Origin of the sequence: Gordonibacter sp. Marseille-P4307 (genome assembly GCF_900604965.1) — a bacterium.
Lineage (GTDB): Bacteria > Actinomycetota > Coriobacteriia > Coriobacteriales > Eggerthellaceae > Berryella.
This window is the reverse complement of the sequence record NZ_UWPD01000001.1, coordinates 1543200-1563940: the sequence shown is the minus strand read 5'-3', so window position 1 is coordinate 1563940 and position 20741 is coordinate 1543200. Positions and strand designations below refer to the sequence as shown.

Annotated in this window: 20 protein-coding genes; 13 read left to right on the top strand and 7 right to left on the bottom strand. The window is 63.4% G+C overall.

What is annotated here, in order from left to right; genetic code table 11:
• The first annotated feature begins 4 nt into the window (after positions 1–4).
• Genes EIH26_RS07150 through EIH26_RS07140 form a run of 3 tightly spaced genes read left to right on the top strand, consistent with a single transcriptional unit; the run spans position 5 to position 3044 of the window.
• On the top strand, positions 5–1270 hold the full coding sequence (locus tag EIH26_RS07150) for an MFS transporter (RefSeq protein WP_124061521.1): 1266 nt from the start codon (positions 5–7) through the stop codon (positions 1268–1270).
• A 36-nt stretch (positions 1271–1306) separates the two neighbouring features.
• Complete coding sequence (locus EIH26_RS07145) at positions 1307–2422, top strand: sensor histidine kinase (protein ID WP_164471015.1); 1116 nt, start codon at positions 1307–1309, stop codon at positions 2420–2422.
• Positions 2415–3044, top strand: a complete 630-nt coding sequence (locus tag EIH26_RS07140; protein ID WP_164471014.1) for a response regulator transcription factor — start codon at positions 2415–2417, stop codon at positions 3042–3044. The genes EIH26_RS07145 and EIH26_RS07140 overlap by 8 nt, the downstream gene beginning before the upstream one ends.
• Positions 3045–3156: 112 nt before the next feature.
• Here EIH26_RS07140 and EIH26_RS07135 read toward each other — a convergent pair whose 3' ends face one another.
• From EIH26_RS07135 to EIH26_RS07105, 7 genes are all read right to left on the bottom strand, one after another.
• A complete protein-coding gene (locus EIH26_RS07135; RefSeq protein ID WP_164471013.1) occupies positions 3157–3849 on the bottom strand; it encodes a cytochrome c3 family protein in 693 nt (230 codons plus the stop codon).
• Complete coding sequence (locus EIH26_RS07130; protein ID WP_124061517.1) at positions 3846–4757, bottom strand: 4Fe-4S binding protein; 912 nt, start codon at positions 4755–4757, stop codon at positions 3846–3848. Before EIH26_RS07130 ends, EIH26_RS07135 begins: the two co-directional genes overlap by 4 nt.
• Positions 4754–5023, bottom strand: coding sequence for a chaperone NapD (locus tag EIH26_RS07125; protein ID WP_241152805.1), 270 nt, complete (start codon positions 5021–5023; stop codon positions 4754–4756). Before EIH26_RS07125 ends, EIH26_RS07130 begins: the two co-directional genes overlap by 4 nt.
• A gap of 8 nt (positions 5024–5031) precedes the next feature.
• Positions 5032–5355: a nitrate reductase cytochrome c-type subunit gene (locus EIH26_RS07120; RefSeq protein ID WP_241152804.1), complete on the bottom strand. Its 324-nt coding sequence runs from the start codon at positions 5353–5355 to the stop codon at positions 5032–5034.
• On the bottom strand, positions 5352–7889 hold the full coding sequence (locus EIH26_RS07115; RefSeq protein WP_124061516.1) for a molybdopterin-dependent oxidoreductase: 2538 nt from the start codon (positions 7887–7889) through the stop codon (positions 5352–5354). The genes EIH26_RS07120 and EIH26_RS07115 overlap by 4 nt, the downstream gene beginning before the upstream one ends.
• 49 nt (positions 7890–7938) lie before the next feature.
• Positions 7939–8544 carry a 4Fe-4S dicluster domain-containing protein gene (locus tag EIH26_RS07110; protein ID WP_124061515.1) on the bottom strand — a complete coding sequence of 202 codons (606 nt, stop codon included), beginning with the start codon at positions 8542–8544 and terminating at the stop codon, positions 7939–7941.
• Between the two features lie 251 nt (positions 8545–8795).
• Complete coding sequence (locus EIH26_RS07105) at positions 8796–9962, bottom strand: 3-oxoacyl-ACP synthase III family protein (protein ID WP_124061514.1); 1167 nt, start codon at positions 9960–9962, stop codon at positions 8796–8798.
• A 176-nt stretch (positions 9963–10138) separates the two neighbouring features.
• On the opposite strand from EIH26_RS07105, the gene EIH26_RS07100 reads away from it, so the two are divergent.
• From EIH26_RS07100 to EIH26_RS07055, 10 genes are all read left to right on the top strand, one after another.
• Positions 10139–10600 carry a MarR family winged helix-turn-helix transcriptional regulator gene (locus tag EIH26_RS07100; protein WP_124061513.1) on the top strand — a complete coding sequence of 154 codons (462 nt, stop codon included), beginning with the start codon at positions 10139–10141 and terminating at the stop codon, positions 10598–10600.
• 112 nt (positions 10601–10712) lie between these two features.
• Complete coding sequence (locus EIH26_RS07095; protein ID WP_124061512.1) at positions 10713–10931, top strand: acyl carrier protein; 219 nt, start codon at positions 10713–10715, stop codon at positions 10929–10931.
• 12 nt (positions 10932–10943) lie between these two features.
• A complete protein-coding gene (locus tag EIH26_RS07090) occupies positions 10944–11912 on the top strand; it encodes a nitronate monooxygenase (RefSeq protein ID WP_124061511.1) in 969 nt (322 codons plus the stop codon).
• 14 nt (positions 11913–11926) lie between these two features.
• Complete coding sequence (locus EIH26_RS07085; RefSeq protein ID WP_124061510.1) at positions 11927–12922, top strand: ACP S-malonyltransferase; 996 nt, start codon at positions 11927–11929, stop codon at positions 12920–12922.
• A 29-nt stretch (positions 12923–12951) separates the two neighbouring features.
• The gene (fabG, locus tag EIH26_RS07080; RefSeq protein WP_124061509.1) at positions 12952–13719 is read left to right on the top strand and encodes a 3-oxoacyl-[acyl-carrier-protein] reductase; all 768 of its coding nucleotides are present in this window, start codon (positions 12952–12954) and stop codon (positions 13717–13719) included.
• Positions 13716–15041 (top strand): beta-ketoacyl-ACP synthase II, encoded by a 1326-nt coding sequence (gene fabF / locus EIH26_RS07075; protein ID WP_124061508.1) that lies wholly within the window; start codon positions 13716–13718, stop codon positions 15039–15041. Before fabG ends, fabF begins: the two co-directional genes overlap by 4 nt.
• Positions 15016–15486, top strand: coding sequence for a 3-hydroxyacyl-ACP dehydratase FabZ (gene fabZ, locus EIH26_RS07070; RefSeq protein ID WP_241152803.1), 471 nt, complete (start codon positions 15016–15018; stop codon positions 15484–15486). Before fabF ends, fabZ begins: the two co-directional genes overlap by 26 nt.
• Before the next feature lie 28 nt (positions 15487–15514).
• Positions 15515–18007, top strand: a complete 2493-nt coding sequence (locus EIH26_RS07065; protein WP_124061507.1) for an acetyl-CoA carboxylase carboxyltransferase subunit alpha — start codon at positions 15515–15517, stop codon at positions 18005–18007.
• 133 nt (positions 18008–18140) lie between these two features.
• Complete coding sequence (locus EIH26_RS07060) at positions 18141–19058, top strand: serine O-acetyltransferase (protein WP_124061506.1); 918 nt, start codon at positions 18141–18143, stop codon at positions 19056–19058.
• 124 nt (positions 19059–19182) lie between these two features.
• Positions 19183–20679: a sodium:alanine symporter family protein gene (locus EIH26_RS07055; protein ID WP_124061505.1), complete on the top strand. Its 1497-nt coding sequence runs from the start codon at positions 19183–19185 to the stop codon at positions 20677–20679.
• Positions 20680–20741: the final 62 nt, after the last annotated feature.

The following is a 20741-nucleotide window of genomic DNA, read 5'->3' as shown; positions in this document are numbered from 1 at the left end:
AAGCATGTCGATACCGAGGGTCGGCGGAGGTTGGGATCCGGAGGACGAATCGATGTGGCGCGTGTCGGGCCGCTCGATCGCCTTGAGAAACCTTGCGGTTTCAACCTTTGCGCTGTTTCTCTCGTTTTCGGTAAGCACGCTGGGCGCTCTCGTGGCGGTGCGGTTGAACCAGGTGGGATTTGATTTCAGCCGCCAAGAGCTGTTCTTGCTCGCGGCCCTGCCCGGATTGATCGGCGCGACGGGGCGTTTGGTCTACACGTATCTTCCCGCCCTCATGGGCGGGCGTGCCTTCACGCTTGCCAGCATGGCATCCATGCTGGTTCCCCTCATAGGGCTTGGGTTGGCGCTTCAAGATCCCTCCACGCCGTTCTGGCTGATGGCACTGTGGTTTTCTCTGCTCGGCCCGGCGCTTTCCCACTTTTCGGGGTCGATGGCCAACATCGGGGAGTTTTTCCCGAAGCGCAACAGGGGCACAGCCAACGGAATCAATGCGGGCGTTGGGAACCTCGGCGTCGCCGCCGCATATCTGATGGCGCCGCTTGTTGTCGGGTCGTCGCTCTCTCCTGCGCTCGACTGTTCGCCGTGCGCGCTGCACAGGGCGTGCTTTCTTCTGATACCGCCCATCTTGGTCGCGCTTGCTTTGGTCGCGCTGCTTATGGACGACGTTCCCGTTGCACGGCAGTCTCCGGCAGAGGCCCTCGATCCGTTCAGACGGATGAACCTGTGGCTTATGGCGGTGGTCTATTCGTGCGGGTTCGGGTCGTTCATCGGCTATTCGATGGCGTTTCCCTTGATTGTTTCCATGGTCTTTCCTCAATCAGGGTCGGACTGGTTCATTTTTCTGGGACCGCTTGCGGGTGCGGGCATCCGTCCGGTGGGCGGGTGGCTGTCCGACCGCATCCAATCGGGGGCCTGCGTGGCGTTCGCATCGCTCGTCGTCATGTTGGCGGCGACGCTTGGCGTTGCGATCGGTGTCGCGCAGGGCGATTTCGCGATCTTCTTCTGGTGCATGACGGCCTTGTTCTTGGGGACGGGTCTGGTGAACGGGGCTTCGTTTCGCATGATCCCGCACTTGTTCGAGTCGCGTACGACGGCCGGCCAGGTGACGGGGGCGGTATCGGCGTTTGCGGCGTACGGGGCCTTCTTCGTCCCCATGCTGTTCAGGCTCGATTACATGCAGGCGCTTGCGGCTCTCGCCGTATTCACAGCGGCGACGGCAGCGCTCACCTGGTTTGCTTACGCTCGGCGGAAAGCTCCGTTCCCGTGCTAGGATTCAGGTTCGGCGTTTCGACTCGATAGGATGGTTATGGATAGGCAGGATCTCGCATTCTCACTGAAACGGGAGTTCGCATTCGATTTCGTGGGGGTTTCCCGCGTTCCGCGCGGAAGCTGGCAGTCTCTGTCGTGGGATTATGTTGCGGGTAATATATCCGATCGCTATCTGCGGGTCCATCTGCCCGAAGGAGTGGGTGCGCTTGGCATGGTGGCGAATTCCCGTCGCGCGCTTCTGGTGGGCAGTGTCGAGCGCGATATGCAGCAAGACATCTGGTACCAGTTTCCCATCGTGGCCGCCGAGTTGCTGGAGAGCTTCCTGTGTTTTCCCCTGTTTGACGAAGATCGACTCTCATCCATTGTGATCTGCGCGTTCAGGTCGTCATTCAACTTCGATCGCGGTCTGATCGAACGGGTTCAAAAAACGGCGGGGAACCTGGCGGCATGCGGGATATCGACGAGGCCGGCCCTCACGTTGAGCGGCGAGAGCCTCACACCGCAATACGCCGAGGTCACGCATCGTATCATCCAGGCGCAGGAAGACGAGCGAAAACGCATCGCGCGCGAACTTCACGACGGCCTGGCCCAAGAGCTCCTGCTGGTTCAGATCGGACTGCGCCGCGCCCGCGCCCTCGACGCCGAGGCGAAGGATGCCGCACTTGATCGGGCGTGCGATCAGCTGCGCGATGCCATGGCGCACATCAGCTCGCTTGCGCGCAACCTGCGTCCCGCCGAACTGGACGAACTGGGCCTGGGGCCCGCCGTATCAGCCGAGTGCAAGGAGTACGACCATTATTTCGGCGTCTGCTTCTCGGTGGACGTCTGCGCGTGCGAGAGCCTCAATCCCGACTGCGAGGTGGCCCTGTATCGGATTTTCCAAGAAGCGAGCCTGAATGCCTGCAAGTATTCGGGAACGGAGCGCATCGAGGTGACGCTGCGCCGCGTCGAGGGAAGCCTCGTTTTGTCGATCAGGGATTTCGGTTCGGGGTTCGACGCGGGCAATCCCGAGGCGAAAGGCGGCGGCCTGGGAATCGCCGGCATGAGGGAGCGCGCGGCGGCGTTCGGGGGAGAGCTGGTCGTTCACTCGACCATAGGAGAAGGAACGACCGTCCGAGCGATTATGCCGTTGGATGGAGACGCTCATGATTAGGATCGTTCTCGCCGACGACCATTCGATGGTGGCCGAGGGGTTTCGGATGATCCTCGACCAGCAACCCGATTTCGAAGTGGCGGGCGTGGCGTCTTCGCCTGCAGAGGCGATGGACATGCTGATCGAGCTCGCTCCCGATGTCTTGGTATCGGACGTGTCGATGGGCGGTCAGAAATCGGGCCTGCTGCTGGCCGAGCGCATCGAAGGGTCGTCGGTGCGCTGCGGGGTGGTGCTGCTCACCATGCACGACGAATTGGAATTCGCGCATCAGGCTTTTCGGCACGGAGCGCGGGGCTACGTGCTGAAAAGCTCGTCGGATGACGACCTGTTCTGCGCGGTGCGCGCGGCGGCGTCGGGCGAGTGCCATCTGTGCCGCGAGCTTATCTCGCCGTTCATCAAGGATTCGGTTAGGCGCGCGGAAGACGTTCCCAGCATTCTGACCCCTCACGAATCCGAGATAGCCGCGCTGTCGGTGAAGGGGTTTTCCAATGCCGATATCGCCGAGGCGCTTTCGGTGTCGGTGAAGACGGTCGAGAGCCGCAAGGCGAAGGTAATGGCGAAGCTCGGTCTGAAGTCGAAGCCCGAGTTGTTCGACTACGTCGTGCGCCATCGGCTTTTCTAGGCTTTTCCTACTATGTGAAACGATTCCGCCCCGCACGATCCCGTCGCGAGAGGCGAGAGAGGGTCGTGCGGGGCGGGAGAGGTCGGCTGCGTTTTTCAGCGATGCGGGCGCTTTATCGTCCGGCGTGCGGCGCGAGCGCCGTGGCTTGGGCGACGGTCAGCCATCCTTTTGGGATCTTCGCATCTTCGTGGCAGCCCGAGCAGGCGTTCACCGACTGACGGTGGGATTTATGGCAGTCGCTGCATTCGAAATGGGGATGCCCCTCGATCTCGGCATGCGGGTTGCGCGCAAGCGCCGAGGTGGCGCGGGCAAGATCGTTTCGAGTCGTATTGTGGCATGCTTCGTTCATGCACAGCGCATTCGCATCGGATCGAGCGCCGTAGGCGTTCAGATCGGCGATGGATCGCTCTGCCAGAGGGTCGTAGTAGTTGCCCGTAGTCCATTCCACCACTTCCGTCACCTGTTCTTGGATGGTGGGGATGTGGCAGGTCAGGCAGTCGGCCCCGGCTTTTTCCTTATGCACGACAACCAGCATGTCGCTGCCGTCGGGCACGGGGTTTCCCCATTTGTCGGTTGCGGGGGAGCCTGACGAGCAGTTGTAGGTATCCACCGTGGCGTCCATGGGGGAGTGGCAGACGGCGTTGCAGAAGCCGGGCGTTTCGTGCCATACCCAAAACGCGCTTCCCAGCCCGACGACGGCCAGGGCGATGATTCCGTAGATGAGGGGCTTTTTGGTTTTCCGAAGCGGCTCTTTGGGGTTTTCGCCCGCATTGTCGGGCCGAACGGCGGAGTTCTGGTCGCTCATCGCGACACCTCCTTCTCGTTGGTGGCGGATAGGGTGAAGGGGTCGAGCAGGGCCGAGCAGGGGATGCATGCGGTATAGCGCAGCGCGCGCTCGGGACAGGCGTCGATGCAGGCTCCGCAGATCATGCAATCACCCGCATCGACCGTGCTCTTACCCCGGTAGATGGCGGGATCGAGAATTTCGGGGTCGGCGAGGCATGCCTTTTTGCAGCGACCGCAGCGCGTGCAGGCATCGGCGTCGATTCCGATGCGGACGACGCCGATGCGGCCGAGCGTCTGGTAGAACCCTCCGAGGGGGCACAGCGATCGGCACCAGACGCGGTGTCCCCACAAAAGCTCGGCTGCGACGATGAGCGTCAGCGTGATCGCGCCGACGAGGCTGCCCACCACGATGAACTTGTTGAGCGCGCTCAAGGGCGATACGGCCTCGAACAGCGGAATGCCGACGATCGCCGAGCCCGCGACGATGCCGAGGGCCGCGCCCATCTTCGCGCGGCGCGGCACAACACGCTCGCTCACCTCGAGGCCGAGCTTCCGACGCAGCGCGTCGACGAGCTCGAGCACGAGATTCACCGGACAGACCCATCCGCAAAACGCCCGGGCGCGCACGAGGCCGTAGAAGGCGACGACGGGAACCGTCGCGACCAGCCAGGAAGGATCGGCGGACAGCGAGGCGGCCATCGCCTGGACGGCGGCGAACGGGTCGAGCAGGGTTACGGGCCCCACCTGCGAGGACGACAGCGTTCCCCAGAAGGGGAGGTCGGCCGGGACGCTCGTCGGCGTCTCGGCCCCTCTTGCGGCGCCGACGAGGGCCCGGCCCGCCGCGAGGGGACTCGCGACGAACGGGGCCGCAACCAGGATCTGGACGGCGCGGCGAATGCGGGTGCAGGCCGCGCTTGGGCGTTTCATCGCTTCAACCCCTTCTTGACGACGGGGTCCTCCTCGAAGTTCACGTAGATCAGATCGACGCCGATGACGCCGGGAATCTCGCTGAACGAGGCCGCCGTGCTGTGGGAGGCGTCCACGGTGGGCGCCTCGATGGTCACGACGATCTTGCTGTCGAGCGTTTCATGAACCTCCACCCCCTCGATGGAGGCCAGTCGGGCCGCCGCATCCTCGATCCGATCGGGAAGAGCGCGAACCACGAGGCTCGATATGACGATAGGGTCTTCCATGGCGATCCTCATTCCTGTCCGTGGCAAGTGTTGCATTGCATTCTGACCGGATCGATCTCGCGCGATGCGGGTTCGGAGTTCGAGTAGTGGTCGGCTGGCATCTTGGGGGCGGAGGCGAGCAGCGGGTCTGCCTGGTCGCTGGATCCGTGGCATCCGTAGCATCCCTGCGCTCCCAATTCGGCGAAGCGCCCGTTATGGCTTGCGGGCATGAGAGCCGGCGCGTGGGCAGAGGCGTCGTATGCCTTCTCCGCCGGTACCGCGCATCCCGCCACGCCGGCTCCGAGTGCGAGGACGAACCCTGCGCACAGTGCGATCATGACGGGCCTTCTCATGCTCCCTTCGCCACCTTCTCGATGGACACGCAGGTCTTTTTGTAGTCGGGCTCTTTGGACAGGGGGCAGTAGGTATCCTGAACGGCAAGGTTGACCAGGGCCTCTTCGGCGAAGAAAGGAGCGAAGGTCACGCCTGCGGGCGGTTCCATGCGTCCCGCCGTCGAGACGTTGATCTCGAATTCGCCCCAGCGGGACTTGACTTTCACGCGGTCTCCGTTGGCGATGCCCAGGCGCGCGCAGTCGTCGCGGTTCATTTCAAGCAGGGCTTCGGGCAGCGCCTTGTCCAGCTCGGGAACGCGGCGTGTCATCGATCCGGTGTGCCAGTGCTCCAGAAGGCGTCCTGTGCAGAAGTAGAAGGGGAATTCCGCGTCAGGCGTCTCGGCGGGAGGTTCGTAGGGTCGAAAGACCACCGAGGGCTTCTGGTTGGCACTCTTGTAGAACGAGATGCCGCCGGCCAGATCGCGCGTGCCGTATTTATCGACGCCGTACTGGTCGAATCCGTCGTCTTGGGGACCGTCGCAGAAGCGCCACAGCGTGGGCTTCCATTCCCCGTCGACCTCGCGTGCGGGCCAGGTGAGCCCATGGCCCTTGATGATGGCCTCGTAAGGGGCCAGCTGCTTGGCCTCCATCTTCAACTTGGCCGACTGGTTGATGGCCGCCGCGCGCGGGTTGAGCTCGGGATTCGAGAACGTGCGGTACTCTTCCCACAGGGCGGTGTTGGTTGCGCGCATGTCGGCCTTGAAGTCCGCGGCGTCTTTGTCGTAGATGGAGCCGAACAGCTTGTCGAAGGCGTCCTGGCCGTCGATCGTCTCGCCGTCGAGAACCCGCTTGGCCACCTCCATGAGCATCCACAGATCCCAGCGCGCCTCGCCGGGTGCGTCGGCGGCCTTCTCGAACACCGTGGTGCGGCGCTCGCCGTTTCCGAACTGGCCCTCGCGCTCGACCCACATGGCCGAGGGCAGCACGACGTCGGCGTACTTGGTGGATAGGGTGGGGTAGACCTCGCTCACGACGATGAAGCTGTCCATGATGCCCTTCTTGTCGCCCCGTCCGAGGGTGCGGGTGAGGTTGGGCATGGAAACCGCCCAGTTGTTGTGGGCGCTCCAGAGGAAGTCGATATTGCCCTTGGACAGCTCTCGGAAGATTTTGACGGTGTGGAAGCCGGGCTTGGATATGGGGTCCAGGTAACCTTCGGGCAGATCCCATACCGCCTCGCTGTAACGGCGATGCGCCTCGTTGTTCACAACGAGGTCGGCGGGGAGGCGGTGACTGAACGTGCCCACCTCGCGCGCGGTTCCGCAGGCGCTGGGCTGTCCGGTAAGCGAGAACGGACCGCAGCCGGGTTGGGCGATCTTGCCCGTGAGCAGGTGGATATTGTAGATGTTGTGGTTCATCCAGGTGCCGCGGTTGTGCTGGTTCACGCCCATGGTCCACAGCGACATGATGCGGGTGCCGGGCTCGGCGAACACCGAAGCGAGCTCTTTGAGGTCTTCGATCGGCACCCCGGAAAGCTCGGCGGTGTATTCGAACGTGTAGGGTTTGAGCCTCTCGGCGTACTCCTCGAAGGTGATGCCCGAAACGGCTCCCGCGCTCTTACCCGCGTCGCTTGCGTCGTAGCCGTCGTCCTGGGCGTTGCCGATGTTTTCGGAGCCCTGTTTGAACTGCAGGTGGTCGGTGACGAACTTCTCGTCGTATAGCTTGTTTTCCACCAGGTAGTTCGCGATGCAGTTGGCGATGGCCAGATCGGTTCCCGGCTTGAACAAAAGCAGTTTGTCGGCGCTGGCCGACGTGCGGGTGCGCATGGTTCCCAGATCGAAATGGCGCACGTTGTTCCCCGAAAGCTTGCGGGCGGTGAGGCGCGAGTACAGCATGGGGTGCGCTTCGGCCATATTGGCGCCCCAGGTTACGAACACGTCGGCCTCGTCGATGTCGGCGTAGCAGCCCGCGGGCTCGTCGGTCTGGAAAACGTTCATGAAGGCCACGACGGCGCTTGCCATGCACAGGCGTGCGTTGGGGTCGATGTTGTTTGACAGCAGTCCGGCCTTCCAGAACTTCGCCGTGCAGTACCCCTCGAGGATGGGCTGCTGGCCCGAACCCCAAAACGCCAGACGGCTCTTGTCGTTCTTCCAGGTCTCGCGAAGTTTCTCGGACACCAGCTCGAGCGCTTCGGTCCAGGTGGCCTCGCGCAGCCCCTCGTCGGTTCCCTTGGTGGAGGCGTCGTCGCGGATGAGCGGCTTGACGATGCGATCCTCTCCGTAGAGGATCTTGGCCAGATAGTAGCCCTTGATGCAGTTCAGTCCCCGGTTCGATCCGTTGTCCGGGTCGCCCGTGACCGAGACGAGCTTCCCGTTCCTCGATTCGCACAAAACGCCGCAGCCGCAGCCGCAGAAGCGGCAGACCGCCTGGTGCATCTCGGTTTCCTGGGAAAGCGAACGGGGTGCGCACCCGGAAAGGGCGGCGCTGCTTCCCCCGGCGGCAGCGCTGGCGAGTGCGACGGCTGTCGCCTTGACGAATGAACGTCGTGTCAGATCCATGATTATCCCTCCGTTTACGTGTTCCTGACGCGGACGAGCCGCGGAAAACCTAACTGGTTGCGCGCAAACGCCCGGTGCGCGGTTCGATGACGATGGCGGACCCTCCGTCGTCTACGGGGCAGCGCTCGACGCACAGCCCGCATCCGACGCAGTTCTCTTCGTTGATAACCGGGGCAAACGTTGCGTGGATCGCATCGCCCTCGCGCATCGAATACTCGATCGATATAGCCGAATCGATAAGAGGGCAGGTGCGATAGCACACTTCGCAGCGCAGGCTTCGGTAGGAAAGGCAGCGGCTCTCATCGATGACGGCGGTTCCCATGTGGATGTCGGTGATCCTATCGATATCGCGCAGGGCATCGGTGGGGCAGGCTTTGACGCAGGGGGTGTTCTCGCACAGACGGCACGCTTGGGTGCGCGCGTCGATAAAGGGAGTTCCCTGGGATATCCCCGCATCGAACCCCGCGGGCGCGATGGCGGTGTAGGGACAGGCCAGCATGCATTTCCCACAGCGCACGCAGCGTGCCATGAGGTCGCGCTCTCCTTGGGAACCGGGCGGCCTGAGCAGTTTTCGATCGCCCCCCAGCGCGACGAGCGCCCCCTGAACCGCACAGGCCGCTCCCGCAAGAACTGCGACGATCGTCCGCCCTCTCATTGCCCGCCCTTCGCACTCGTCTTCCCAAGCGCTGCGTTCGCGCACGCCGCGCCGGATCCCCCTCGTTTGTTGCCATTTTGTTGGCAATAGGGTCATGGTAATAACAAAACGCCTGGTTATCAACGTAGTGAGTTGGTAACCAGGCGTTTTTGGATCGAGAAACGTAGGGTTTAGCGGAAGGGAATTTTCGTTGCCGTTTTGTAAAAGCGCGGTTCTTATTTATTCTTACAAAAGATTAAATAGGGTTTTCCCTACAGTTGGAAAAGAACCGATCCGGCGGTCAGTCCGCCGCCAAAACCCACCATGACGGCCGTGTCGCCGGCGCGGAGCTTCCCCTGCGCCAGCGCGTCGGTCAGAGCCATGAGCGCGCTGGCGGCCGAGGTGTTGGCGGATGCGTTGATGGAGAGCTGGAACCGCTCGATCGGAAGCCCCAGCTTCTTGGCGGCATAACGGATGATGCGCTCGTTTGCCTGGTGGGGAACGATCAGATCGATGTCGTCGACGGATACGCCCGCCCGTGCGCAGGCCTCCTCGACAGCCTCGACGACCGCTGCGGCGGCGAACCGGAACACGGCTTGGCCGTTCATGGCGATGTACGGGGAAAACCCTTCCGGATCTAGTCCGCTTTCCGGCGTTGCGCTCGCGTTTCTTCGCGAATCGGCGGCATCGGCGAGGACGTCTGTCTGTCGAGCGGCGCGCGACAGACGGGCTTCAGGCGTTTCGATCGGGAACGGAGGGGAAGGGTTCGCCCCGTGGGCGGCCCCAAGCGTCAGGTGTCCATCGGTATCGTCGGTGTTCTTCAAAAACGTCGAGAGGATTCCCAATGGGGCGTCGCTCCATTCGAGCAGGATCGCGCCCGCGCCATCGCCGAAGAGGATGCAGGTCGTCCGATCGGTCCAGTCCACCACGCGGCTGAGCCGCTCGGCGCCGATCACCAGGGCGCGCTTTACGGGATTGCGCGTGCAGGAGCGGGTTGCGTTCGCTGCGGCCATCATGCTTTCGGCCACGCTCAGGCCGTACACGCACCCCGAGCATGCGGCGTTCAGGTCGAAGCACACGGCGTCCGTCGCCCCCAAGCGCTGGCGCACGAGGGCGGCTTGCGAGGGCATGGTCGCATCGGGGCTGATGGTCATACAGATGATAAGGTCGATCGATGAGGGATCGAGGGGCGCGGCGCCCTGGTGCGCGCACCTCCATCCGCTTTTTCCGACGGGACCGTCCGTCTCGATTCCCAACGCCGCCTCGGCTGCCGCCACCGCCAGGTCGGTGGTCGATTCTCCTTGGGCGATACGCCGGCACCGGATGCCTGTGCGCTGCACGATCCACTCGTTGTCGGTATCTACCAGATGCGCGATATCGTCATTCGTCACAACAAGACTCGGTGCGGCTTTTCCGCAGCCCACGATGGTGCAGCCCACGCGCCCTCCTCGGTCGAATTGCGTAAAAACTGTCGATATGTCTCGACAGATCTAGATTTACTTTGATTATCTAACTAATCTGTGCGTGACGGGGGAGTCGCGAAGAAATCCACGCTACTTCCACTCGCATCCGTTCGCGCGCGAAACGAGGGGCGCCCAAGATTCCGGGAGGGTCAGTGACCGATAACTACCAGCATCTGCTTGATCGAAACCTCGATTTGGACGAGCTGCTGTCGGGTACGTTCAACTCGATCCTGCGCGTTGAGGAGCAGGCCCTCCAGAACCGCTTCACCGAAGGTCTTTCCATCACCGACGTCCATACCATCGTGGCGGTGGGCATGTACGAGCGTAATCCCATGAACGTCGCGGCGAACCGGCTCGGCGTCACGCTTGCCACGCTCACATCGGCGGTGAAGAAGCTCGAGTCCCAGGGATTCGTCAGGCGCGAGCGCGACGAGGCCGATCGGCGCAAGGTACTGCTGTCGCTTACGGCGCGCGGGCGAAAGGTCTATCGGGCGCACCGGATCTTTCACGAGGAGATGCTTGCGGCCGCGCTGTCCGAACTGAACGACCGGGAGGCGCGCCTTTTGGCCGAAGCGCTCAGCAAGCTGAAGGCGTTTTTCGATTCCCGCGCGTAGGAACTGTGTTCGCAAGAAATGATGGAGGTTCTTGCGGCGGTTCGATCGCGCACCTACTATGAGATTGGTTAGATAGTCTAACTATTTATCACGAACGAAAGGAACAACGAATATGGCAACCCTCGACGTCATCAAGTCCACCCTCGCCGAGAACCTCGACATCGACGAAGAGGCCGTCACCGCTGAGGCGACCCTCGATTCTTTGGGCATCGACTCGCTGGACATGGTCGAGCTCATCTGCGATATCGAAGAGAAGCTCGATATCGAGTTCGGCGAGCCCGAGGGCATCGAAACCATCGGGGACATGGTTTCCTACATCGACTCTCTGTAAGCGGTCGATCGCATGAGAACGCGCGTTACCGATATCCTGGGGATCGAGAAGCCCGTCGTGCAGGGAGCCATGGCCCGCATAGCCGATGCGAACCTCGCCGCAGCGGTCAGCCAGGCCGGAGGCTTGGGCATCATCGCATGCGGCGGTGCACCCCTCGAATGGGTCGAGCAGCAGGTTCGGTTGGCTCGCGAGAAGACGTCGAGGCCCCTGGGCGCCAACGTCATGCTGATGGATCCCAACGCCGCCGAGCTCGCGCAGCTTCTGCGCGATCTGCGCATCGACGTGATCACCACGGGTGCGGGCAGCCCGTCGGCGTTCATGGGCATGTGGAAGGAGGCGGGCATCAAGGTGGTTCCCGTCGTCGCTTCCGCCGCGCTGGCCCGCCGTATGGAGCGCCTGGGAGCCGATGCGGTGGTAGCCGAGGGAACCGAGGCGGGAGGTCATGTGGGCGAGCTGGCCACGATGGCGCTCGTTCCCTCGGTCGTGCGGGCGGTGTCCATTCCCGTGATCGGTGCGGGCGGTGTCGCCGACGCGCGCGGCATGCTGGCGGCCTTTGCGCTGGGAGCCGAGGGCGTGCAGGTGGGTACGCGATTCCTCACGGTGAGCGAGTGCACGGTGGACGATGCGTACAAGCAGCGCGTTCTCGATGCGAAGGATTCCGACACGATCGTCACCGGGCGCGGGTCGGGTCATCCCGTCCGCTGCCTGAAAAACCGGTTCTCCCGTCGCGTGCGTCAGCTCGAGGCCGAGGCCGCCTCGCCAGACGAGCTGGAAGCGCTTTACGCGGGGTCGCTCAGGCGGGCCGTCGAAGGCGACGTTGACGGGGGATCGGTCATGGCGGGGCAGGTGGCCGGTATCGTTTCCCAGCGCGCCTCGGCCGCAGAGGTCATCGACCGCATGGTCGACGGGGCGCTCGGGCTGGGTGGCGATCGCCTCGAGGCGCTTGCGGCGCTGAACGCGGATAGAGCGCAGCTAACCTAGCGAGAAGGGTTTTCATGACATTCAACAGAGCAGCGCAACCTGCATGCGAACCTTTCCGGTTGGCGGCGGGTCCGGTTTTCGCATGCTCGGGACAGGGTGCGCAGCGTTCCGGCATGGGTGCGGATATGATGGGTATTCCCGAGGTCAGCGAGGTGTTCGAGTGCGCATCCGACGTGTTCGGCGTCGATGTGGCGACTCTGTGCGCCTGCGGTGATGCGGCCGCGCTGAACGACACGCGCAACGCCCAAGCGGCGATTGCGACGCTGTCGATCGCGATAGGTCGCGCTCTCCAGGCGCGCGGCGTGGTTCCTTCGGCGTTCGTGGGGTTTTCCCTCGGGCAGGTCTCTGCGCTGGCGCTTTCCGGCATGCTGACCGACGAGCGGGCCCTTTCCGTCGCATCGGTGCGGGCGCGCCTCATGGGCGAGGCGGCCGATGCGAATCCCGGGGCCATGACGGCGCTTCTGAAGGCCGAGGAGGACGCGGTCGCGCAGCTCGTTTCCCGGTGCGCGCAAGAAGAAGTGCTGGTGGCGGCGAATTTCAACTGTCCGGGTCAGATCGTGATCTCGGGATCGGTCGGCGCCATCGAACGCGCGGAGGCGGCGTGGGCGGCGTCGGGCGGCCGCTTTTCGCGTATTCCGACCTCGGGTGCATTTCACAGCCCCCTCATGGCCGATGCGGTCGCACCGTTCTCGTCGTATTTGGAAAGCGTCGAGTTCTGTGAGCCGAGCGCGCCTTTGATCTGCAACGTCGATGCGAGTCCGTTGTCCGCATCGACGGTTCGCGACCACCTGGCGCTCCATCTGGTGAGCGCCGTGCGCTTCTCCCAAAGCATCCGTCTGCTGTCTGATTCTGGCGCCGCCTCCTACGTCGAGGTGGGTTTCGGCGGGGTATTGGCTGGTCTGATCAGGCGCATCGATAAGGATGCGCAGCGCATGTGCGTTCAGGACCGCGCATCGTTCGACTCGTGTCTCGCGCTGCTTGCGCAGAGCGCATCGGAAAACCGCAGGTAGGTTTACCTTTTGCAAGGAAGGAGCTTCTAATGGCCGGTACCGAATCGACCGCGCCTGTCCGCAGTGCGCTGGTCACGGGTTCCACGCGCGGAATTGGCCGCGAAGTGGCCGTCCAACTCGCGCGGGCGAGGTACGACGTGTGTGTGAACTGCTCGTCTGAGGCGGGTCTGGAGGCAGCGACCGCCTTCGCCGACAGCCTGGCGGCCGATTACGGCGTGCGTGCCATCGCCGTTGCGGCCAATGTAGCGGTTGCCGACGAGGCTCGGGCTTTGGTCGAGCGCGCGTGCGAGGCGTTCGGCCGGCTCGACGTGGTGGTGAACAATGCGGGCATCACGCGCGACAAGCTGGTGGCGCGCATGAGGGAAGAGGATTTCGACGCGGTGATCGACGTGAACCTGAAGGGCACGTTTCACTGCTGCAAGGCAGCCGCCAAGGTGATGGCCAAGCAGCGTTACGGACGCCTCATCCAGATGAGCAGCGTCGTGGGCCTTCACGGTAATGCCGGGCAGGCGAACTACGCCGCATCCAAGGCGGGTGTCGTGGGCATCACGCTGTCGCTTGCCAAGGAGCTCGCGTCGCGCAACATCACGGTGAACGCCATCGCGCCCGGCTTCGTCCAGACCGATATGACTGCCGCCCTTTCCGACACGCAAAGAGAGGCTATTGCAGACAGGATACCGATCGGACGCCTCGGCTGCGCATCCGATATCGCGCGGGCGGTGGTGTTCCTTGCAAGCGAGGAGGCCGGATATATAACCGGTCAGGTGCTGACTATCGATGGAGGGCTGTCGCTATGATCGAAGCTATCGAGGATCTCGGTTTGCGCCGCGCTGACGGCACCCGCCGCGTGGTTGTAACCGGAACGGGCGCGGTATCGTCGGCCGGCGTGGGGGTGGGGGCGCTGTGGGACGCCGTGTGCGCAGGCCACACCTGCATCGCGCCCATTTCGTCGTTCGATACCGAGGGCTACGAGGTGTCGCTTGCCGCCGAAGTGCGTGGGTTCGACGCGACCGAGCACGGGCTGAGCAAGAAGGAAGCGCGCCGCATGGACCGGTTCGTTCAGTACGCTATGGTTGCCTCCGACGAGGCGATCGCCCAATCCGGTCTCGATATGGAGGCGGAGGACCCGTATCGGGTCGCCGTGGTGTTCGGCACGGGCATCGGCGGTATAGATGAGCTGGAGTGCGGGTTCAAAGCGCTGTTCGAAAAGGGACCCAAGCGCGTGAGCCCGCTGTTCATCCCCACGATGATCGGAAACATAGCGGCGGGCGGCCTTGCGATCCGCTACGGCATGAAGGGCGCGTGCCTCGATATCGTCACCGCGTGCGCGACGGGAACGAACTGCATCGGCCACGCCGTCCGCGACATCCGCCACGGATACGCCGACGTCGCTCTGGTGGGCGGCACCGAAGAGGCGGTGAACCCCCTTTGCATTGCGGGCTTCTCGAATCTCGGCGCGCTGTCGAAGTCGTCGGATCCCCGGGCCGCTTCGCTGCCGTTCGACGCCCGCCGTTCGGGGTTCGTTGCCGGGGAAGGTGCCGGTGCGTTGGTGATCGAGTCGCTCGAGCATGCGCTTTCGCGCGGCGCGACCATCATCGCCGAGATCGCGGGATACGGGTGCACGGGCGATGCCTACCATATGACTGCCCCCGATCCCGACAGCGACGCCATCGAGCGCGCCATGAGGATGGCGCTTGCGGAAGGCGGGTTTTCCCCGGAGGATCTGGGCCACCTGAACGCTCATGGGACCGGAACCCTCGCCAACGATTCGACCGAAGCGCGCGCCCTCGCCGGTCTGTGCGGAGACGCCGCCCGCAATATTCCCGTGACCTCGATCAAAGGTACGGTGGGTCATACCTTGGGAGCCGCCGGCGCGCTCGAGGCTATCGTGTGCGCCCTGTCGGTTGCGCGCTGCACGGTGCCGCCGACCGCCGGGTACTCCCAGCCCGATCCCGACTGCCCGGTGTCGGTGGTGGCGGGAAGCGCGATCACGGGTCTGAAGCAGAAGGTGGCCCTGTCGAACTCGCTGGGATTCGGAGGGCACAATGCCTGCTTGGCGTTTTCTCCGTACGAAGCGAACGAGGAGGTTGGGCATGCAAGACGCATCGGCATTGATTAAGGACCTTCCCTTTGGGCGCGCCCAGATCGAGTCGATCCTACCGCATCGCGATCCGTTTCTGTGGGTATCGCGCGTGATTGCATGCGATCCGGGGAAGTCGATCGTGGCCGAACTCGATGTGGATCGGTCTCTCGAGCTGTTCAAAGGACATTTTCCTACCCACCCGGTGCTTCCGGGCGTCATCATCATGGAATCGCTCGCCCAGGCCGCATCGATCTCCATACTTCTGGGGCGCGGGGCGAACGGCTCGATCGGGTTTCTGACGGGGATCGACGCGGCTAAGTTCCGCCGGCCCGTGCGTCCCGGAGACGTGCTGCGCCTCGAGGCGACCATCGTGAAGTCGTCGTCTCGCCTGTGCGTGGCTCAAACGACTGCGCTGGTGGACGGCGAGGTGTGTGCTACGGCAACGCAGAAGTACGTGCTGGCTGCGCCCGAGCGGGCGTAGCCGCCATCGAGGAGGGGCATCGGACACTATGGCCAAACGTAGTTACATCACCTATGCTTCCGAGGGAGGGGTTCGGCGGTTGGGAAGCGAGGTCGCGCCGAAGGGCTGCGACGTCGTCTATCGTTTGCATCGCATAAGCGAAGAGCTGGCATCTCCGGATGCGCTTTCCGCCCCGAATGCGGTGCGCTCGGCGGGCCTTTCAGCCTATACGTCTGCGCAAGGATGCGGCCGCCTCGCCGACGAGCCGACCGAGCCTGCGGGTCCGCCGGTTTTGGTGATGGTGCGCGGCCGCGACGCGCGCGAGGTCGTTTCGGCCGTGGCGTCGTCGGGCATGGCTCCGTTCGTCCCGTTCACGGCCGATCACGGCAACCAATCGCATCTCCGTTTCGCCAAGGGGACGGTGTGCATCGGCGAGCGATACTCCAACCAGCTGTTCTCCAACGCCCATGCCGTTCTCACCGCCGCCGAGGCGTGCGGGGCGACGGCCGTTTTTCTGTGCGACGAGGCGATAACCCTCTCGTCGGTCGATCTGTTCCTGTTCAGGGCGGCCCAGCGGGGCTTGAAGGTGTATGCGCCGCTCGACGGTCGCCATCCTCTGCTGGGATGGACGGAGTGCTCCACCGACAAGGCCTACGATCAGCCCGAGTCGTGGCGTGCCTGTCCCCACTGCGGCCTATCCTTCGAAGAGATCCGCATCGCCTCGAGCCATTACATCTGCCCCCACTGCGGAGGGCCGATGCGCATGACTTCTCAGCAGCGCATCGACGACCTGTTGGATATGGACAGCTTCGAGGAGTGGTTCTGCGGAATCGAGCAGACCGATCCGCTGGATTTTCCGGGGTATCTGGACAAGCTGGTCGCCCAGCGCGCGAAAACGGGTCTCGAAGAGGCCGTGCGCTGCGGAGTGGGCGCCATTGCGGGGATACGCACGGCCCTGGCCGTGATGGATTCTACCTTTTTCATGGGGTCGATGGGCTCGGTCGTGGGGGAGAAGGTGGCTCGCACGTTCGATCGCGCGACCGATCTGGGTCTCCCCGTGGTCGTTTTCTGCGCTTCCGGCGGGGCTCGCATGCAGGAGGGACTCGTCTCGCTTATGCAGATGGCGAAGGTGTCGTGCGCCGTCGAACGGCACAGCCGCGCGCGCCTGCTCTATATCTCGGTGATCACCGATCCGACCACCGGAGGGGTGACCGCTTCATTTGCGCTGCAAGGGGACATCGTCGTGGCCGAGCCCCGCGCTCTCATCGGATTCGCCGGTAAACGAGTTATTCAGGACACGATACGCCAAGAGCTGCCCGAAGGGTTTCAGACCGCCGAGTTCGCCCTCGCCCACGGCCTGATCGATGCGGTGGTGCCGCGCGAGCGCATGCGCAGCTCCCTGGCTCACCTTCTGGCCGTCCACGAAGCGTCGTGCCTCGAGGTTCTGGGGGCGTCCGAAGCGCCCGGTGCGCGGTGCACCAAGGCCATCGTGAGCTACGAGAGCGTGCGCCGGGCGCTCGAGTTGGGTCAGGGAACCTTCAACTACGTTACCTACGGGCGAATTCCGGTTGTGGTGGACGCGGGCGACCTTACCGTGCGGGGCGTCATCGGGTCGATCGCGAGCGCGGTCGGTCGCGGTGCAGCCGCGATTAGGTTCGCCACCGCGCCCGTTGCCGCCTGGGCGCGCGATCGAGCGCAGTGCGAGCGCCGGATTCCCGAGCGCATCGCGCTTCCCCGCGAGGGTGCCGCTGCGGCCGACGCGAGCGCGGCGTGGGAGAGCGTGCAGCTGGCGCGCAATGTGAACCGTCCCACGGCGATGCGCTATATCGAACGCATATTCGACGGCTTTCACGAGCTGCACGGCGACCGCATGTTCGGAGACGATGGCGCCATCGTGGGCGGCGTGGCCTGGTTGGCCGGCTGCCCGGTTACGGTGATCGCGCAGGAGAAGGGAGCCGACGTCCGCGAGCGCGTGGCGCGCAACTTCGGATGCCCGCAGCCCGAAGGCTACCGCAAGAGCCTGCGCCTGATGCGCCAGGCCGAGAAGTTCGGACGGCCCATCGTGTGCTTAGTGGATACCCAGGGCGCCTTCTGCGGCGCCGAGGCCGAGATGCGGGGGCAGGGAAACGCCATCGCCGAAAACCTGTTCGCTATGGCGGGCCTGAAGGTTCCGGTGGTCAGCGTGCTCATCGGGGAGGGCGGATCGGGCGGAGCGCTGGCGCTTGCCGTTTCGAACCGCGTGGCCATGCAAGAGCACGCCGTCTACTCGGTGCTTTCCCCCGAAGGATTCGCCTCCATCCTGTGGAAGGACCGCATGCGCGCTCCCGAGGCGGCCGCTGTGATGCGCATGAGCGCCGAGGAGGTGGCGCGCATGGGCCTTGTCGAACGCGTGCTGTCGGAGGGGAGCGGACCTGCGCACCTCGATCCGGACAAGGCCGCCGCCGAGGTGCGCGCCTTCCTGATCGAGCAGATCGAGGAGCTGTCGGTGATGACGCCCGACCAGCTGATCGAGCAGCGCCATCGCCGTTTCGCGGCTTTCTAGAGGGCTTGCGCCGCCTCTGTCGCTGCGGTATGCGGCTCAAGGCGCGTTGTTCGGGTACAAAAGCGCCGCGGCGGCGCGCAAACCTGATAGTATGGCAGCGTTATCCGACTGCTTTTGTGAAACGAGGGTATTCATGCATCGCGAGGATCTAGAGGGAACGGTTCGCGGCATTATGGAGAACTACGAGACGGGCGACGTGTTCTTCACGCGACCCGATCGTCATTTTCCCAGTCGCAAGAAGGTCATCGAAATCGTCAAGGACGTGCGCACCATCATGTTCCCCCGATACTTCGTCGACGACATGGCCGCGTGCTCGAATCTGGAGTACTTCGCCGGCAGCATGCTCGATCGCGTGGGAGACGCCCTGTTCGTTCAGGTGCGCGAGGCGCTTTTGTTCCGCGACTCCGAGACGCTGTCGTTCCACGCCGCCGAAGGAGAGGCGCGGCGCATTACGAAGTCCTTCCTTGCCCGCATCCCGTATCTGCAGTCGATGCTGCTCAAAGACGTGCAGGCGGCGTTCGACGGCGACCCGGCCGCGCAGAGCAAAGAGGAGATCATCTTCTGCTACCCGGGCTTTTTCGCCATCACGGTGTACCGTATCGCTCACGAGCTGTATCTTTTGGGGGTGCCTCTGATCCCCCGCATCATGACCGAGTACGCCCATCAGGGAACGGGCGTCGATCTGAATGCAGGCGCCCAGGTGGGCGAATATTTCTTCATCGATCATGCGACGGGCGTGGTGATCGGAGAGACCACGCGCATCGGCAACCACGTCAAGATCTATCAGGGCGTGACGCTGGGGGCGTTGTCCACCCGCGGCGGTCAGAAGCTCTCGGGCGTCAAGCGCCATCCCACAATCGAGGACAACGTCACCATCTATTCCAACGCCTCGGTTCTGGGCGGCGAGACCGTGGTGGGCGAGGGGTCCATCATCGCAGGCAGCGCGTTCGTAACCGAATCGGTGCCCCCCAACTCGCGCGTGTCGGTGCGCGGGCAGGAAGTGAACGTGCGCCAATCGACGAAGAGGCGTGTCCCGGGCTACGAGATCTGATTCGTCCCTTCGGCTGCGAAACGCGCCGAGGTAGCCTTTCCCATCTGGAGCCACCGGCTTTCCAAATCATGAAGAAACGGTACAATGTGCGTCATTGTTTCGTTACCTTGAGAAGGGCAGGCATATGGAGTTCTGGGTTGGTCTGACCGATCAGGTAAGCACCGTCATGTACACGTACCTGTTGGTGTTTCTGCTGATCGCGGTTGGTGCGTATTTCTCCGTCAGGACGAAGTTCGTCCAGTTTCGCTATTTCAAAGACATGTTCACGGTTCTCACCGAGAAGAAGCACGTGGACGGCCACGATGCCGTGTCGTCGTTCCAGGCGCTGATGGTATCGACTGCAAGCCGTGTGGGTACCGGCAACATCGCCGGCGTTGCCACCGCTATCGCCACGGGCGGTCCGGGTGCGGTGTTCTGGATGTGGATCATGTCCATGATCGGCGCCGCCTCCGCGTTCGTGGAGTCCACGCTCGCCCAGATCTGGAAAGTGCGCGGCGAGGACGGCGAGTTTCGCGGCGGCCCCGCATATTACATCGAGCAGGCGCTGGGCATGCGCTGGCTCGGCATCGTGTTCGCCGTATCGCTGATCCTGTGCTTCGCCGTGGGATTCAACGGCCTGCAGGCATACAACCTCGCCTCGTCGTTCGAGTACTTCGTTCCCGATTTCAAGACGTCGGGCGTTCCTTTCGTCATCGCCACGCTGGTCACCGTGTTCACGGCCATGATCATCTTCGGCGGCGTGAAGCGCATCGGCGTTCTTACTTCGCTCATCGTTCCGGTCATGGCGCTCACGTATTTGGGTTTCGGGTTCGTGCTCACTATCACGCACCTGGGAGACGTTCCCGCGATATTCGCGCTCATCTTCGCCTCGGCGTTCGATTTCAACTCCATCTTCGGCGGTTTCGCCGGATCGGTTGTGGTTATCGGCATCAAGCGCGGCCTGTTCTCGAACGAGGCCGGCATGGGTTCGGCCCCCAATGCGGCGGCTTCGGCTTCGGTGTCGCATCCCGCCAAACAGGGTCTTGCCCAGACGCTGTCGGTGTTCATCGACACGGCCGTTATCTGCACCTGCTCGGCTATGATCATCTTGCTGTTTTACGTGAACGGTGCTCCCGGCGACCTCAACGGCATGCCTCTCGTCCAAGCCGCGGTTAAAAACGCGGTCGGCGAGGCGGGTATCTACGTGATCACGTTCGCCATCGTGGCGTTCGCGTTCTCCAGCATCATAGGCAACTACTTCTATGCCGAGAGCAACCTGAAGTTCATCAAGAACAACCGGGTCTTCCTGCTGGTGTTTCGGTGCTGCTGCTGCGTGGCGGTGTTCTTCGGAGCAACGTCGAACTTCAACCTTGCCTGGAACCTCGCCGATATCCTCATGGGCATCGAAGCCATCATCAACATCTTCGTGATCCTTGTTTTGGGCAAGTGGGCCTTTGCCGCGCTCGAAGATTATTCTGCGCAGAAGAAAAAGGGCCTCGATCCGGTGTTCGAGGCGGCGCAGATCGAAGGGCTGCCTGCAACGCAGTGCTGGGCCACGCCGCGTGAGAAGCTTGATCATATGGAGCACGTAGGGGCGTCCGAGGCTGCCAAGAAGGTCGCCGACGGGTTCCTGAGGGAATAGAAGGGCCTTCCCGCAAAGCGAAGAGCCGCGCCCGCGCATCGATCGCAGGCGCGGCATTTGCG